19 protein-coding genes and 1 other annotated feature are annotated in these 16,259 nt (G+C 42.2%); all 19 genes read right to left on the minus strand.

Going from position 1 to position 16,259, the window contains the following annotated elements:
- Positions 1-20: 20 nt before the first annotated feature.
- The 19 genes from BA1_RS00650 to BA1_RS00740 all read right to left on the minus strand — a co-directional run bounded on the left by BA1_RS00650 (position 21) and on the right by BA1_RS00740 (position 16,087).
- The gene (locus BA1_RS00650) at positions 21-1,349 is read right to left on the minus strand and encodes a uracil-xanthine permease family protein (RefSeq protein WP_008354620.1); all 1,329 of its coding nucleotides are present in this window, start codon (positions 1,347-1,349) and stop codon (positions 21-23) included.
- Positions 1,350-1,504: 155 nt separating this feature from the next.
- Positions 1,505-2,047 carry a bifunctional pyr operon transcriptional regulator/uracil phosphoribosyltransferase PyrR gene (gene pyrR, locus BA1_RS00655; protein ID WP_008354622.1) on the minus strand — a complete coding sequence of 181 codons (543 nt, stop codon included), beginning with the start codon at positions 2,045-2,047 and terminating at the stop codon, positions 1,505-1,507.
- A gap of 170 nt (positions 2,048-2,217) precedes the next feature.
- On the minus strand, positions 2,218-3,132 hold the full coding sequence (locus tag BA1_RS00660; protein ID WP_008354624.1) for an RluA family pseudouridine synthase: 915 nt from the start codon (positions 3,130-3,132) through the stop codon (positions 2,218-2,220).
- Positions 3,129-3,596, minus strand: coding sequence for a signal peptidase II (lspA, locus tag BA1_RS00665; RefSeq protein ID WP_008354626.1), 468 nt, complete (start codon positions 3,594-3,596; stop codon positions 3,129-3,131). Before lspA ends, BA1_RS00660 begins: the two co-directional genes overlap by 4 nt.
- 94 nt (positions 3,597-3,690) lie before the next feature.
- Positions 3,691-4,065, minus strand: coding sequence for a TraR/DksA family transcriptional regulator (locus BA1_RS00670; RefSeq protein WP_008354628.1), 375 nt, complete (start codon positions 4,063-4,065; stop codon positions 3,691-3,693).
- Positions 4,066-4,225: 160 nt separating this feature from the next.
- Complete coding sequence (ileS, locus tag BA1_RS00675; protein WP_008354630.1) at positions 4,226-6,991, minus strand: isoleucine--tRNA ligase; 2,766 nt, start codon at positions 6,989-6,991, stop codon at positions 4,226-4,228.
- Between the two features lie 59 nt (positions 6,992-7,050).
- Positions 7,051-7,288 (minus strand) — a binding site (T-box leader).
- 59 nt (positions 7,289-7,347) lie between these two features.
- Positions 7,348-7,842: a DivIVA domain-containing protein gene (locus BA1_RS00680; RefSeq protein ID WP_008354632.1), complete on the minus strand. Its 495-nt coding sequence runs from the start codon at positions 7,840-7,842 to the stop codon at positions 7,348-7,350.
- Between the two features lie 26 nt (positions 7,843-7,868).
- Positions 7,869-8,645 carry a YlmH family RNA-binding protein gene (locus BA1_RS00685; protein ID WP_008354634.1) on the minus strand — a complete coding sequence of 259 codons (777 nt, stop codon included), beginning with the start codon at positions 8,643-8,645 and terminating at the stop codon, positions 7,869-7,871.
- Between the two features lie 53 nt (positions 8,646-8,698).
- Positions 8,699-8,980, minus strand: coding sequence for a YggT family protein (locus BA1_RS00690; protein ID WP_008354636.1), 282 nt, complete (start codon positions 8,978-8,980; stop codon positions 8,699-8,701).
- A 6-nt stretch (positions 8,981-8,986) separates the two neighbouring features.
- A complete protein-coding gene (gene sepF, locus BA1_RS00695) occupies positions 8,987-9,445 on the minus strand; it encodes a cell division protein SepF (RefSeq protein WP_008354638.1) in 459 nt (152 codons plus the stop codon).
- 1 nt (position 9,446) lies between these two features.
- Positions 9,447-10,136 carry a YggS family pyridoxal phosphate-dependent enzyme gene (locus tag BA1_RS00700; protein WP_008354640.1) on the minus strand — a complete coding sequence of 230 codons (690 nt, stop codon included), beginning with the start codon at positions 10,134-10,136 and terminating at the stop codon, positions 9,447-9,449.
- A gap of 6 nt (positions 10,137-10,142) precedes the next feature.
- A complete protein-coding gene (gene pgeF / locus BA1_RS00705; protein WP_034738110.1) occupies positions 10,143-11,006 on the minus strand; it encodes a peptidoglycan editing factor PgeF in 864 nt (287 codons plus the stop codon).
- 212 nt (positions 11,007-11,218) lie between these two features.
- Positions 11,219-11,455 (minus strand): YlmC/YmxH family sporulation protein, encoded by a 237-nt coding sequence (locus tag BA1_RS00710; protein WP_008354642.1) that lies wholly within the window; start codon positions 11,453-11,455, stop codon positions 11,219-11,221.
- Between the two features lie 79 nt (positions 11,456-11,534).
- The gene (locus BA1_RS00715; RefSeq protein ID WP_008354643.1) at positions 11,535-12,311 is read right to left on the minus strand and encodes an ABC transporter ATP-binding protein; all 777 of its coding nucleotides are present in this window, start codon (positions 12,309-12,311) and stop codon (positions 11,535-11,537) included.
- A 131-nt stretch (positions 12,312-12,442) separates the two neighbouring features.
- Positions 12,443-12,799, minus strand: coding sequence for a PTS glucitol/sorbitol transporter subunit IIA (locus BA1_RS00720; protein ID WP_008354645.1), 357 nt, complete (start codon positions 12,797-12,799; stop codon positions 12,443-12,445).
- A 26-nt stretch (positions 12,800-12,825) separates the two neighbouring features.
- On the minus strand, positions 12,826-13,836 hold the full coding sequence (gene srlE, locus BA1_RS00725; protein WP_008354647.1) for a PTS glucitol/sorbitol transporter subunit IIB: 1,011 nt from the start codon (positions 13,834-13,836) through the stop codon (positions 12,826-12,828).
- A gap of 13 nt (positions 13,837-13,849) precedes the next feature.
- On the minus strand, positions 13,850-14,380 hold the full coding sequence (gene srlA, locus BA1_RS00730) for a PTS glucitol/sorbitol transporter subunit IIC (protein ID WP_003210918.1): 531 nt from the start codon (positions 14,378-14,380) through the stop codon (positions 13,850-13,852).
- A gap of 18 nt (positions 14,381-14,398) precedes the next feature.
- Positions 14,399-14,830: a transcriptional regulator GutM gene (locus BA1_RS00735; RefSeq protein WP_008354650.1), complete on the minus strand. Its 432-nt coding sequence runs from the start codon at positions 14,828-14,830 to the stop codon at positions 14,399-14,401.
- A 12-nt stretch (positions 14,831-14,842) separates the two neighbouring features.
- Positions 14,843-16,087 (minus strand): NAD(P)H-dependent oxidoreductase, encoded by a 1,245-nt coding sequence (locus BA1_RS00740; protein WP_008354651.1) that lies wholly within the window; start codon positions 16,085-16,087, stop codon positions 14,843-14,845.
- Positions 16,088-16,259: the final 172 nt, after the last annotated feature.

Consider the following 16,259-nt stretch of genomic DNA (forward strand, 5'->3'; position numbering starts at 1 on the left):
ATTTAGAACCCTTGTCAGCCTCACTGGACTTCTTTTAAAAGGTTTTCTGTATTCGATTCATTTGACTCATCTTCTTCTGCCTTCTGATGCGGCAGAATCATGTTTAACAGAACGCCGGTAATGGCAGCGAGTGCCATTCCAGACAGCGTAAGATTGATTTGTTTCACCTCAATGAATGCCCCGCCGATGCCGATGACTAAGATGACAGATGCGATAATGAGATTGCGTTTTTCTTCAAAATTCACTTTATGATCAATCAGAATTCTGAGGCCGCTTGAGGCAATGATTCCAAAGAGCAGGAACGAAACGCCTCCCATGACCGCGGACGGCACTGTACTGATTAATGCTGAAATTTTCCCGACAAACCCGAAGCAGATCGCAAACACTGCTGCTCCGCCGATGACGAAGATACTGAACACTCTTGTGATGGCAAGGACGCCAATGTTCTCCCCATAAGTCGTTGTTGGAGGTCCGCCAATAAGTGAAGCGAAGATGGTCGCTGCACTGTCTCCTAAAATGGAGCGGTGAAGACCCGGTTTTTTAATAAAATCTTGTCCCACGACTTTGCTTAGCACCACTTGGTGGCCGATATGCTCAGACATCGTCACAAAGGCAACCGGCACCATCACTGTGAGTATGCTTAAGGTCACAGCAGGTGTATAGTCGACAAATGGGACAACGAAGTCTGGTACAGCAAACCATTTTGCGTCAATGACCGGCTGGAAGTTCACAATGCCTTGTGTTAAGGCAAAGAGGTAGCCGCTGATAATGCCGATGAGTACTGGGATCAAGCTAAGGAATCCTCTGAGGAAGATCATGCTGATAATCGTGACAGCTAGTGTAAAACCAGCGACCATTAAATGCTTAAGACTGTAAACATGTTCGGTTGCGTTTGGGTCTACATACATTGCCATGTTGACAGCTGTTCCAGCTAATCCAAGTCCGATGACCATAATGACTGGTCCTACGACGACCGGCGGCAGAAGCTTCATCAGCCAGCCTGTGCCCAGCCATTTAATGAATAGTGCAATGAGCGCATAAGCCACACCCGCCATGAAAGCACCTACCATTGCGGCTCCTGGTCCGCCTGTTGCTTTCACATTCACTATGGGGGCAATAAAAGCAAAGGACGATCCAAGATACGCTGGTATTTGTCCTCTTGTGATAATTAAGTAAACAATGGTTCCAACTCCGCTTGAGATGAGCGCAACGGCTGGACTCATATCAATGATCTTTGGTACAAGAATGGTTGCACCAAACATAGCAAACAAATGTTGCAAGCTTAGTGACAGCCATGTGAACGGTTTTGGGATATCTCGAATGCCTAAATTGGCTTTTTGCTGACTCATGATTTTCCTCCTAGATGTGTCCTTTTTCATTAAAAAAGCCTCTTTGCGAATATGCGCAAAGAGGCCTAGAAAAACCGTACACGTCATTTTAGCCGTGTGCTCGGTGTCTCTGTTATTGCCCTCTTTGCAAACTCTCTGGAATGCATTTAAAAAGGTTATTTTTCATATATAGCGACAAGGTCATTTTGATCTACTTCATTGAGCTGAACCATGACGGTCTCTGCTTTTGATGTTGGGATGTTTTTCCCGATATAATCCGCTCGAATCGGCAGCTCCCGGTGTCCCCGGTCGACGAGAACAGCAAGCTGAATGGAAGACGGTCTGCCTACATCTACAAGCGCATCCATAGCCGCTCTGACGGTTCTCCCTGTGAACAGCACATCATCCACGACAATCAATGTTTTGTCATTAATATCAGCTGGAATGTCCGCACCTTTGACAAGCGGTTCTTGATTGTCTGTCTTCTTTGTCAGGTCATCACGGTATAGCGTAATATCAAGTTCACCCACAATCACTGGGTTTCCTTCAATCTGCTCGATGCGCTCTGCAAGGCGCTTTGCAAGATGAATGCCTCTTGTCTTGATCCCGGCAAGGATGACATCCTTCATCCCTTTGTTGCGCTCAATCATTTCATGTGCGATACGGGTAAGCGCTCGTCTTATCGCTTGTTCATCAAGAATGACTGCTTTTTGTTCCATCTTTTACACCTCTTTTTGACAAATAAAAAGCCCCTTCTGCAAAGGGCAGAGAGGGGCGTTCATTTGTGCATACACGTGCACAAATTGATCCGTTATCCTTCTCAGCCTCTCTGGACTGTTTTAAAGAATCTCAATTTCTTCGTTTATTATTTCAAAAAAAGAACGGCCTGTCAATCGTTATTTCTTAATGAATCGATAAAGCCCCGCATATCAGCTGGAATTGGTGCTGTGAATTCCATGTATTCTCCTGTTCTAGGATGATCAAATCCTAACACACCTGCATGCAGCAGCTGGCCATTGAAATCAACGGTTTTTCTTGGGCCATACTTCGGGTCTCCTGCAAGAGGATAGCCAATATATTTCATATGAACACGAATTTGGTGTGTTCGTCCTGTTTCAAGACGGCATTCAACAACCGTGAAATCTTTAAAGCGTTCAATGACATCAAAGTGAGTGACTGCCTGTTTTGCGTTTTCTTTTGTGACCGTCATGCTTTGGCGGTCTTTTTTGTCTCTGCCAATTGGTGCATCAATGGTCCCTGTGTCGTGCTGGATGATACCGTGGACAACAGCTGTATATTTTCTAGTGACGGTTTTAGCCACTAACTGATTCACAAGTGACTCGTGCGCCAAATCATTTTTAGCGACCATTAAAAGCCCAGACGTATCTTTATCAATTCGGTGGACAATGCCAGGTCTCATCACGCCATTAATGCCTGATAGGTCATTACAATGTGCCATAAGTCCATTCACAAGCGTCCCTGACACATGACCTGGTGCTGGATGAACGACCATTCCTCTTGGTTTATTCACCACTAGCACATCTGCATCCTCATAATAAATATCAAGATCCATTGATTCTGCTTCTACATTAAGTGCTTCTGGATCTGGAATCTCCACCTTGATTTGGTCTCCAGCTTGCACTTTGTAATTCGCTTTGACATGTTTCCCGTTTACTTCGATCAGCCCGTCCTTTACCCACTGCTGGACTTGGCTTCTTGACCATTCCGGTTCTGTTGTGCTTAAAAATTTATCGAGCCGTTCACTCGTTTGTTCTTCTGAAACGGCAATGTTTACTTGATTCATGTAGTTGACTCCTTATTTTTCTTTCCATCTAACAGCATTTGAATGAAGAGCAGAATTACCCCTACACATAGAGAAGAATCTGCAATATTAAAGATTGGATAATGATAATCCCCAAATACGAAATGAGCAAAATCCACCACTTCCTGACGGAAAATACGGTCGATAAAGTTTCCAATCGCTCCGCCAAGCATTAAAGCCAGTGCAACGCCAAGCAGTTTGTCCTTTTGTCCATGCTTTTGCAAGTAGTAGATAATTCCTGCAATAACAACGAGTGTGATGACATAGAAAAACCACATTTGCCCTTGGAGAATTCCCCATGCGGCTCCTGAATTTCGGTGGGACGTGATATAAAAGAACCCATCAATGACTGGAATAGAATCTCCGAGCATCATATTCTTGACAATGAGCCATTTTGTTAATTGATCTAAACAAATGATAAAGAATGCGATTATGTAATAGAACACACACGTTCCTCCAACTTCATACTTTGATCTTTAAGCATTTTATCAAGAAAACAGGAAGGAGTAAAGAAACTTTAGTTGACAGACAAAAACCTCCCTACATGTGGAAGGCTTCAAAATGAGAATCGTTTGATTCGTGAGGATAAGGGGTGAATGCTTTTTTCTCGTATTGCTTATGATATAAAAAATCGTCAGTCGTACGGGCTGTCGGAAGAATACTCATTTGTTCAAGCGGGATGGGTTGACCTGTCGCCTCACATATGCCATAGGTTCCTTGTTCAATTTTTGCAATAGCGAGCGACACATCTTGCAGTTCTTCTTTTATATGATAAAGAAGCGTTGTGGTTTTCGCTTGATTAAACGTGACATGTTCAGCGGGTGAACGAAATGATGCATATTCAAACAGCTTAGATTGCAATTCTTCTTTCATTTGAAGGAGTTCCATGTAAATCGTGTCTAGATCGCCATTCATGTCGCTGTTTCAACTCCTGCCCTCTCGTGATAATCATATTGTTGCCCCGCCTGCTTACTTTAAAGCCATAAGATTTTTCCTTTCGTTCTAAACGCTGTCATTTTCGCAAAATAGAAAGCGCCCCGCTATATACGGGGCGCTAGTTGGTGATGTCACACTGTTAATTCTGGTAATATTTCTCCACGATTTCAGCATTTTTCAGCGACAATGTTGGGTATTTCGGATTTGCACCAACATCCTTTGAAATAATGCGAGAACGTTCGCACAGTTCTCCTTCTGCTTTTTGAACCACAATACGTCCTGATGTGTATTGAGGCGCTGATGCATCTGCAAGCTGCTCATCTTCTACCGTTAATTCTGAGATGATGAAGAGCTGCTTCACATCTTCTTTAATGGATGCAAGAAGCTGCTTCACTTCATCTGTCGCATAAAGTGTCACACTGGCTTCAAGTGAACGTCCGATGACTTTCTCATTACGCGCAATTTCCAGTGCTTTCAGCACATCATCACGTACTTCCATAAAGCGGTCAAACTTCGTTTCCGTCGCTTCCGCTTGAGGAACAGTTACACCTTCTGGCATATCCGTTAACTGAACACTTGGCTCTTCAACAAAGCTTAAGTGGCTCCATAATTCATCTGCTGTGTGCGGAAGAATTGGTGCAGTCAGCTTCACTAACGCCATTAATGTTTCGTAGAAGACCGTTTGCATGCTGCGGCGGTCCGGATGATTCGCATGCTCAATGTACACCACATCTTTTGCAAAATCGAGATAGAATGAGCTTAACTCAATCGTACAGAAATTGTGAATGGCATGATACACAACAGAAAATTCGTAGTCGTCATATGCTTTTTTCACTTTATTGATCAATTTATTTAATTTGATCAGGATATATTGATCCACTTCACGAAGCTCTTCAACTGGCACCGCATTGACTGCTGGATCAAAGTCAAAAAGGTTACCATGCAGGAAACGGAAAGTGTTACGGATTTTACGATATACTTCTGCTACTTGTTTTAAAATATCATCAGACACTGGATGATCGGCCTGATAGTTAACAGAAGACACCCAAAGTCTAAGGATCTCCGCACCGAGCTGCTTTGCAACCTTCGTCGGATCAATTGTATTGCCTAATGATTTACTCATTTTGCGGCCTTCTTTATCAAGCGTGAAGCCATGGCTGAGAACACCTTTATATGGTGCTTTTCCAGTGACTGCAACTGCTGTAGATAAAGATGAGTTAAACCAGCCGCGATATTGGTCAGAGCCTTCAAGGTAAAGGTCTGCCGGACGAACAAGATCATCTCGTTCTTCTAAAACCGCTTGGTGAGAAGAACCGGAATCAAACCATACATCCATGATGTCCTGCTCTTTTGTAAATTCACCGTTCGGGCTGCCTGGATGTGTAAAGCCTTCAGGCAATAATTCTTTCGCTTCTTTTTCAAACCAAATATTTGAGCCATGCTCTCTAAATAATTGAGATACATGCTGAATTGTTTCGTCCGTGATGATCGGCTCACCATTTTCCGCATAGAAGACCGGAATTGGAACGCCCCATACACGCTGTCTTGAAATGCACCAGTCACCTCTGTCACGCACCATGTTGAATAGGCGTGTTTCGCCCCAAGCTGGAACCCATTTCGTTTCTTTAATATTGTCTAATAGCGCTTCTCTGAAATCTTTAATCGAAGCAAACCACTGAGCTGTCGCACGATAAATCGTTGGCTTTTTCGTTCTCCAGTCATGTGGATAAGAGTGCGTGATAAAGTCGAGCTTTTTCAGGGCGCCTTTTGCTTCAAGCTGCTCTGTGACGGCTTTATTGGCATCCTCGTAGAATAGTCCTTCAAAACCAGGTGCTTCTTCTGTCATGACACCTTTTTCATCTACTGGACATAGCACCTCAAGACCGTATTTCATACCGACAATAAAGTCATCTTCCCCGTGACCTGGCGCTGTGTGAACACAGCCTGTTCCTGCATCTGTTGTGACGTGATCGCCAAGCATCACAAGAGAATCTCTGCCGTAAATCGGGTGCTCTGCAACAATGGTGTCTAATTCTTTTCCTTTTAGTGTTTTAACAACTTCGTAATCGTCAAAGCCAAGTGTTTTTGCCACTTGTTCAGCGAGCTCAGATGCGACAACATATCGCTCCGTACCAACTTGGAGCACACTGTATTCTAGGTTTGGATGAACGCAAATGCCAAGGTTTGCAGGAAGCGTCCAAGGGGTTGTCGTCCAGATGATGAACTGTTCGCCGTTTTCAAGTACACCTTTGCCATCTTTCACTTTAAATGATACGTAAATAGATGGTGAGCGTTTGTCCTTATATTCAATTTCCGCTTCAGCAAGGGCTGACTCACTTGAAGGAGACCAGTTAACAGGTTTAAGACCTTTGTAAATATAGCCTCTTTTCGCCATTTCACCAAAGACAAGAATTTGCTGCGCTTCGTATTCAGGCTTTAATGTCACATATGGATTGTCCCAATCTGCTCTTACGCCCAAACGTTTAAACTGATTGCGCTGACCTTCGATTTGTTTCCAAGCATACTCCTCACATAGTTTACGGAATTCTGCTGTAGACATTTCTTTTCGTTTGACTTTTTTATTTTTCGTAAGGGCTGTTTCAATCGGTAAGCCATGTGTATCCCAGCCCGGCACGTACGGTGCATGGAATCCATTCATTGATTTAAAACGAACAATAAAATCTTTTAGGATTTTATTAAGTGCGTGTCCCATATGGATGTCACCATTCGCATATGGAGGTCCATCATGCAAAATAAAGGTCGGGCGTCCCTTTGTCCGCTCTAAGACCATTTGATAGATGTCTTTTTCTGCCCACTTCTCTTGGATTTCAGGCTCTTTGTTTGGCAAGTTCCCTCTCATTGGGAAATCTGTTTTCGGCATTAATAAGGTGTCTTTGTAGTTCATACCCATTCCTCCACATGCAAATTCTGATTAAAAAACAATAAAAAAAGCCCTCTCATCCCATAAGGGACGAGAAGGCTTGTCTCGCGGTACCACCCTTTTAGATAAGCGCTATAAAACAGCCGCTTATCCACTCTAAAATCGTAACGTGATTAGACGCCTTTTCTTACTGGTCCATTTCAGAAAAGGAACTAAAGGGGTGATCTCATTGCAGCGTCTCGTAATGTCAGGCTTCCACCATCCCTGATTCGCTTTATTACGCATGTAACCGCTGCGAGTGTCCCTTTCAAACGTTTATCTCTTGTTAATTTATGATGGTATTATATGCAACATGAGCACGTCATGTCAAGATGATGCGCTTATTCTTTTTCGTCAAAGACAGCATCTACTTCATATTCAAGCAAATGATCCCAATCATCATTTTTCAGCAGATCAAGCTGAGCTTCAATCAGCATTTGGAAACGAGTTCTAAAGACTTTTGATTGTTTCTTCAGCTCTTCGATTTCCATCGCAATCTTTCTTGATTTTGATAACGCTTCGTTGATAATGCGGTCAGCATTTTTCTCTGCTTCACGAATAATCAGTTTTGCTTCTTTGTCAGAATGACGTTTCACGTCTTCTGCTGCTTCCTGTGCAACAAGAATTGATTTGTTTAATGTTTCTTCGATTGTTGCAAAATGACTTAGTCTTTCATCAAGCTCATTGACTTTGTCTTCAAGCTCGTTCTTTTTGCGAAGCACGATTTCGTAATCTTTACGTACTTGGCTTAAAAACTCATTTACTTCATCTTCGTCATAGCCGCGAAAACTTTTTGTGAACGTTTTATTATGAATATCATTAGGTGTTAATGGCAACCTCGCCACCTCCAGATTCAAGTTCGTTATGTCAGAAGCTCAAATGTTACTTTGAATTTATCTTTTTTTGTCTTCCCATCAATTGTTTTTAAGCTAAAGCGGCCAAATCCCCTCACAGAGAGCTGATCGCCTTCACCAATTGTAAAGGATGGGTCCTCAGTGACTTTCCAGTTGACTTTCACAAGGCCATTTTTGACCAAAAGCTGTGCTTTTTGCCGAGACTGACGGCTGACAGCAGCACATACAGCGTCAAGCCGCAATGAAGAAATGGTATCTTCTTTGATGTCGGTCTTGCTGATGACCGGTTTTATATCTGTCTGGCTAATTTCTTCTAATGAAACGGATGCTCTGCCGACATGCGTTAGCTGCGCCCGAACAAAATCGGCGACATCGCTTGTACAAATAAACTTTACATCATCGTCTAAAAATAACAAATCACCGAATTTTTGACGCTTCAGGCCTGTCCCAATCAGTGAGCCAAGAAGCTTCGGATGTTCAATGGAAATAAACTTTTTCGCATAGTTCACCTGAAAATAAGACAGCTCAAAGTCCTGAATAGACGGTTCTAAATAATCTGGATAGATGAGGGCTCTTTTGCGCTCCGCTTTCTCATACCCGCCAAAAAACATGATGCCGAGTTCATCAGAATGCTGGATCACGGACTGGGTAATAAATTGCTCACGCGGGTCCAGAAAGTCCGTTAATTTCAATCGATATTGGTCGAGTGCGATTTTTTTCCAGCCTAACACTTGATCGACAAATGGCTGTTCGTCTTTTCTAAAATGTTGATAAATATCGCTCATTTTGTTCCCCTTTTATGTAAAAGAGCCTGGCAGCGCCAAGCCCGGCAGCCTGTTTACATGAATCGTACAATCATATTATAAAGACCAGTTAGTCCATAAGATGATGCAAAACGAATCACAAGCAATGCCACAATTGGCGAGATGTCAATCATGCCAATTGGCGGAATGATTTTACGAAATGGTTCTAAATACGGTTCGCAAATGTTTGCCAAGAAGCGGCCAATTGCTGTTTCTCTTGCAGAAGGCACCCATGACATAAAAATGTAAATAATGATCGCGAATGAGTAAATCGTTAATACCGTACCCAAAATATTAAAAATGAAATTTAGAATCACTATGATTTACCACCTCTGAGGTTCTTCCTCTGTCAAAAGTTCTGATATTGTGCCAGATACATCCACATTATCAGGAGTGCAGAGGAATATATTCGAGCCAATACGCTGGATATCTCCACCGATTGCATAAACGGTTCCGCTTAAGAAGTCGATGATTCGCTTTGCTTGATCGTGCTGAATGCGCTGCAAATTGACGACGACTGCACGTCTGTTTTTAATATGGTCGGCAATCTCCTGCGCCTCTGCATAAACACGCGGCTCACTTAACACCACTTTAGAGGATTTCTGCACGCTTTGCAAGCTGACGACATTTTGTTTTCCTGCCTGAGGACGCTCTTGAAATGCCGCTTTATCTTTCATATTTTTTTCTTCTTGTGCTGGTTCTCTTTCTTCATCAATGTATTCATACTCATACTCTTCATCGTCGAGTGTGAAAAAGCTTTTAAACTTATTTTTTATGCTCATGTCACGCACCTCCTGTTTCATTTCCAACAAGTGAAGAGCCAATCCGAACAAATGTCGCACCTTCTTCAATTGCGATTTCAAAATCGTTTGACATGCCCATCGATAAATGCTGACAAGGTGCATTTACTTGGTTCAGTTGTTTTACCTCTTGCTGAAGGTTTTTTAATGTTTTAAAACAGTTTCGTATCACAGTGTGATCATCTGTGAAAGGAGCCATCGTCATCAGTCCAGCAATTTCAATATGTTTGAAATCAGCGAGCTGTTTGACAAATGGAATCACGTCTTCGCTTTTTAAGCCGTGCTTTGACTCCTCAAGTGATGCGTTCACCTGTACAAAGCAGCGAACCGTGCGATCCGCTCTTTTTTCGATTTCATTCGCCAGAGACATTCTGTCGAGCGAATGTAAGTAGTCAATTGTCTGAATGACAGATTTCACTTTTCGTGTCTGTAAACTGCCGATGAAGTGCCAGTTAATGTTTTCATCGGTTATCGCCGCCTGCTTTTCAAGTAACCCTTGGTCACGATTTTCACCCAAGTGCAAAATTCCGGCTTCCTTGGCTTCTAATGCTCGTTCAATCGAGACATACTTTGTCACAGCAACGACCGATACATCGGCTGGATTTCTACCTGCTCTTTTACATGCTTCGTTGATTTGTTCATTTATTTGTCTGAGATTCTCTCGTACATTCAATTGCACTTATGCCTCCTTAAACCCGACAAAAGACATCATACGTCCTGTTTTCCCTTGATCACGCCGGTGTGAGAAGAAAAGCTGATCATTGCAGCTTGTGCACATCGAACTGACATGTATGTTTTCTTCTTTTATTCCTGCATGAAGCAATACGTTTTTGTTTAATGTTTTTAAGTCTATTTTGTATTGTCCTTGTGACATTTCGGAATACACATCCTCTGTTGAAAAAGGAAGCTTTTTCACCTGATCTATGACAACATCATCTACTATGTAGCAGCAGCTGCCAATGGATGGTCCAATGACGACTTGTATGTGATTGGCTTCGGCACCTTCTTGGTGAACCCATGCATCAACCATGTTGGCGCCAATTTGCTTGACGGTTCCTTTCCAGCCGGCATGAGCTGTTCCTATCAGGCCATTTTGCGGTGCTAGAAAATAAAGCGGAACACAGTCAGCGAAACAAAGAGCGAGCATGATGTTTGGTTCAGAGGTGTATAAGCCGTCTGTTCTAGAGAGTGCCTCATCATACTGAAGACTTCCTCTTCCCCTTTGCTCCTTCGTAACTTTCATGATGCGATCCTCGTGTGTTTGGTCAGCAAACACCCAATGAGAGAGCGGCACAGCAATCGCATCTGCTATGGCCTGACGATTCATTTGGACACTAGAAGCATCATCTCCTACATGGAGTCCAGTGTTCATTGATTGATATGGAGAAAGGCTGAATCCGCCATTTTTTGTCGTAAATCCGGCCAATACCTTTTTACCAGAACATACCATGTTCGTCCAATCATAAATGGTCATTGCATAAGATGATGTCTGCTGAAAGGGGTCATATTTGTCTATCAAAGCGGCCTCCCACCTTTCATTCATCTCTCTTTATATCGCTCCTATTTTACCACAAGACATGCATAGACAGTTAGTGGGATTCATTAAATATTACACTCAAATGTGCCCTTTCTACAGGTTTTTTTCCAAATTGATATGAAAACGTAATTTTTTTACCCGAAAAAGACATTGATTGCTGAGAATGGAGAGCTCGTTTTAAGGAAAAATGGAATCATTTGTTGCGGAGTTTATACGAATTAAGAAGACAACCGGACAAGTATCACATCTTCGCCAATTTTTACTATATTTCGCCATGGGACGATCATTTCCTCCTCTTTTCCGAAAAATCCCATCATTTTACCTGTCCCTCCAATGATAATCGCCTGTATTTTACCGCTTGTGACATTGATATCAATGTCACAAGTGGTACCTAATTTTTTTCCGCTGGACACATCGACGACATCTTTGATTTGGAATTCAGAAATACTGATCATCTGTCCTTCCCCGCCTTTCGTTTTCTACTATAATATGTATGATGGAAAAGCAGGGAAGCAGACCAATAGTTTCTCTTATCTACAATTTACTTAAGTGAGGACGGCCGTTTTGCCACATGACTTCGACTGGACATTCAAAAAAGGAAGTAAGCAAGTCACTTGTCATCATCTGCTTTGTCTCACCTTTATGAAAGACGGTTCCTTCTTTTAATAAGAAGGTATGCTGAAAAATCGGGAGAATCTCTTCTGCGTGATGGGTCGTATAAAGCAATGTGGGTGCATCAGGCTTTGATGCAATGAGTGAGATCGTCTCCAGCACTTGTTCCCTTGCTAAAAAATCAAGACCCGTCACAGGTTCATCTAAGATCAGGAGCTCCGGATCATTCATTAAAGCCCTCGCAATCAGTACTTTTTGTTTCTCTCCTTGTGAGAGGGTTTCATAAGTCCGATTGGCATATTTGAATGACCCAAACGCTTTTAAGAGATCAATTGCTTTCTCTCTCATATCATCTGTCGGTGTTTCATAAAGCCCAATAGAAGCAAATGCTCCGCTCAGAACAATTTCAAATGCATTGTCGTCTCCGTGCAGTTTCTTTTCAAGTCCTGCAGAGATAAGGCCAATTTTCTTCCGTAATGTTTCACCAAGAGCCTCCTTGCCAAACACATGTCCCAGCACCGTCATCTCACCTGACGTTGGAAAATAATACGAGCAGAGCATATTTAATAAAGCGGTTTTTCCCGCACCATTTAATCCATAAAGCACCCAGTGTTCCTGTTTTTTTACCTGCCAGTCAATAGAACGCAGCAGCCATTTTCCATTTCGCTTTAAAGAAACATCCTTTAAATCCAGTGACACAATCTTTTCCCCCTGAATGAAAATTCTGAATATAAAAATAATGAATGTCTACAGCATATCGCAAATGTCCCATTCGGTAAACCTCACGCAAAAAAAGCTGCTCCTATAGAGGAACAGCTTTTTTTGCGTGGTTACGAAATTTCAATTCGTACGCCTTCTTTTATATCAGGAAACGTGTGTGGTGATGCAAAAACAGCTCCCGGTAAGACTTCATCAAACGGCTCTTGGAAGTAGATCGAAATATGGCCGAGCTCCTTAAAGTTGTCATTTGCTTTATTGCCAAGTGCAGTAATGGTGTACGTTTGGTCGCCCACTTGAATGGTTCCGCCTAATTTCAGTGGCTCTTCTTCTACATGTTCGAACTCATGAATGACCGACATATCCTTTAATTCCTGCGGCGCTGCTGGTCCAAATAAAACAATCAGCTTATCTTCTTTAAACTGCGGGACTAATATCCCAATTTCTTTTACAACAGATTGTGTTACCATGTATCTCGATTCCTCCTTTAATACGTTTAATACATACCGAAGCTGGCAACGTATGCGATCACAACAGATAGAACCCCTGTAATCAGACGGCTATACAAAACAGCTGGTACCCCATATTGTACCGTTTCAGGCTTCGCTTCACCAAGTGATAGTCCAACTGGGATAAAGTCACACCCTACTTGACCGTTGATCGCAAATAGTGCTGGAAGGGCAAATTGAGGTGGAATGTTCCCTAGTGCGATTTGACTACCAATGAGAACACCGATGACTTGTGCAATGACTGCCCCAGGTCCTAAGACAGGTGATAGGAACGGCAATGTACAGACCACAACGAGCAGTAAGAGCCCCCATAGAGATCCTGCCAAAGGTGATAGGAAATGAGCAATCAGATCACCGATTTTTGTATAATTGATAATTCCAATTAACATACTGACAAAAGCCATGAATGGGATAATATTTTTCAAAAGCATATCAACAGAGTCACGGCCAGCCTGATAGAATGTGCCGGTTACTTTCCCGATTCCTCTTGAGAATCTCATCAAGAAATTACCTGATTCTTGACGTTCGATATTTTCCTGTTTTAGCTTTGAATACGTTTCTTTGAAGTTCTCTTTATCAATCGATTCACTGCTTTCTTGACCTTCTGCTACCGGTTCACCATCAGATGCTTCCGCAAAGGAAATATCTTTTTCCGTTACGCCTGATACGAAAATATCTTCTGTAATATGTTTGGCAAGCGGTCCAGAAGGAGAGGATGCCAGCACATCTACAGTTGGAATGCGCTTCATTGGATAAAGTCCGATTCGAGCAGTTCCTCCGCAGTCAATGACAACACACATCATTTCATCTTCTGGAATAGAGTTTTTAAAGCCATCACATGCTTCTGTCCCTGTCATTTCTGCAATTTTACGTGCAACTGGGTGAATGCCTCCCCCTGTAATGGAAACGACCTTTCTTCTTTTACCTGTTGGTTCAAGCACTAAGCCTTTTCCCCATCCGCCAGCACCTTTTGCAACAAATACTTTGTGGTTTGTCATGTCTAACCCTCCCCTATTGTGAATTCGCTTTCATTTTTCCTGCTAAATACTTTGTGATCCATTCAGTAATGATTCCGCGAAGTAAAATGACAACGATCCCGACTAAGAAGTAACGAACAGCAAGCTCTGACATAGAATATCCTGCTTCTTTAATCCCGTTCGCAATTCCTAAGTAGACAAATAGTTCTCCTGCATTGGCATACGGGAACAGTGATGTCACCGGATGAACAAATGAAACAGCTGAATCATAGAATGCTGGTTTTTGTTTTTCAGGTAAGAAGCGGCCAAACGTATAAGCCATTGGGTTTGTCAAAATAAGAACGGATAAGATCGGCATTAACGTATAGCGCAAAATGGTATATTTCGCTGCAAACTGAATGGCTCTATTCACTCGCTCTTCTCCAATAAACTTCATGACAGCATAAGTGAAAGTAAGTAACACAACAAGCGTTGGAACGATACCTGTAACAAGACCCATGAATTGCTTTCCGCCGGCTTCAAACATTCCGATAAAGTGCTCTCCAAACCATTGAATCCATTCCATGTTTCATCTCCCCTTTCTTTAGTTCACATTTGTTATATTTTTTTTAGAAATCGAGACAAGCGCTTGTTCCGCTGCCATGGAAAGTGCTTGCATGACAGCTGGTCCCCTTTTGCGCTTTTTCAATGTTTGCTTCATCATGTGGTGCTCATCTAGCACAGCCCCTACATGTTTTCCTTCATATGAAGGCAGTTCCTTAAATTTAGATAAGATCGAGACGCCGCCAAGCACATGACACTTTTGAATGATGTACGATTCATCGACAATGATGAGCGCAATGGCCCCAGGACCAAATTTGCGCCGCTCCATTCCTGAAAACAAGTGATAGCCCTGCTTCCCTTTATAGTCATCAATAAGGGAATCCATGCTCTTGCGGTAGTACTTGATTTGAATAAACGATAAACCATATTGCACAATGAGAATGATACAAAGTACGATTGCTAATTTTTCCATAGCCTCACGTCCTTATGATTGAAATAAGTGATCTTGTAATGAACGCAGCTTCCAGACCGTTGTATTTGAATCCAGTTCTACATCATCATGAGATAGGAATTGTCCTAGTTTGATATCTTTTTTCGCTACCACTTTTCCGCTGATTAAGCCAATTGGAATGTGACCATTCGTTTTCATGTCTTGATGTGTTTCAAGTACACCTCTTACGGAGTATCCGCCAATGCCGTCAAGTGTTTCTCCAGCTTTAATGTCTCTTTTCGCAACAGCAACCGTTTCTGATACTGGTACGCCAATTGGGTGAATAGAAGAATCATGTTGTAAGACTGCTTTTGCGATCGTGACTGGTGTTTCAAGACTCGCTAAGTGGAAAGGACGATAGAGCGTGTAGTGAGGACCTTTTCCAACTTTTAAGTAGCGAAGCTCTTCATCTACTGGCTCAAGCTCACTCTTGACGATAACAAATACGCCTGGTGCTAGACCGTTTACATATTCAACGACTCCGAAGTTATCCAGTACGCCGCCTTGCTGTTTTTGATTTAATTTATTTGCTACATTTTCTAAATTCGCTTCTACTCCGTGCATGCCCACTTTATCAGGCAAAAGTCCTGTCGCATTGCTTAACAGATTCATTTCTGCCATTGTTTTTGTTCCGTCCTGGAACGCAGCCAGCATATGAGCACTCATATGTTTACTATCTGCTTCTGCTTTACACGTATCTGGGTTTGCTTCTGGGAAGAATGGATTGTTCTTACCTTTCCCCGCAACCAATACTTCAAGCCCCATTGTTTTTGCAAATTCATATAGTTCTAGCGTTGCTGCTGGTTCGTCTCCAGCTGATCCAGAGTAAACAAGTCCTGCATTCGTAAATAATTTATGCATCACCAAACCGATGGTAATATCGACTTCCACATTTAAAAGAACGAGATGTTTTTTTGAATTAAGCGCTTCCAAAGAAATGTTTGCTCCGACCTCTGGAACACCTGTTGCATCTACAACGACTTCCACGAAATCTGATTGAATCACTTCTCTGTAATCATTTGTGACGACCATTTGATGAGGCTTCGCATGCTGCTTGTAAAAGTTTGCTGCCTTCTCAGCTGCATCAAGGTGAATGTCACAAACGCCTGCAACAATCATGCCTGGAATGTTAGAAATTTGTGAAATGAGTCCAAACCCCATTTGGCCTGCCCCAATAATCCCTACTTTGATCGGATCTCCGCTGCGTTCTCGTGCTAACAACTGCTGGTAAATTGACATCTAAATCATCCTTTCAGGTTTGCTTGCTTCACAATAGATTACTTGAAAAATAATCTGAAACTTTTAACAAATGTTATAAAAATTAACAAAAATCTGTTTCTTGTAACATTTGTTATTTTATTTATCATTTGTTATGAACTTAGTTTATATGATGTGTCAACTTTGTGTCAAG

Origin of the sequence: Bacillus xiamenensis, assembly GCF_000300535.1 — a bacterium.
In the GTDB taxonomy this organism is placed as follows: Bacteria; Bacillota; Bacilli; order Bacillales; family Bacillaceae; genus Bacillus; species Bacillus xiamenensis.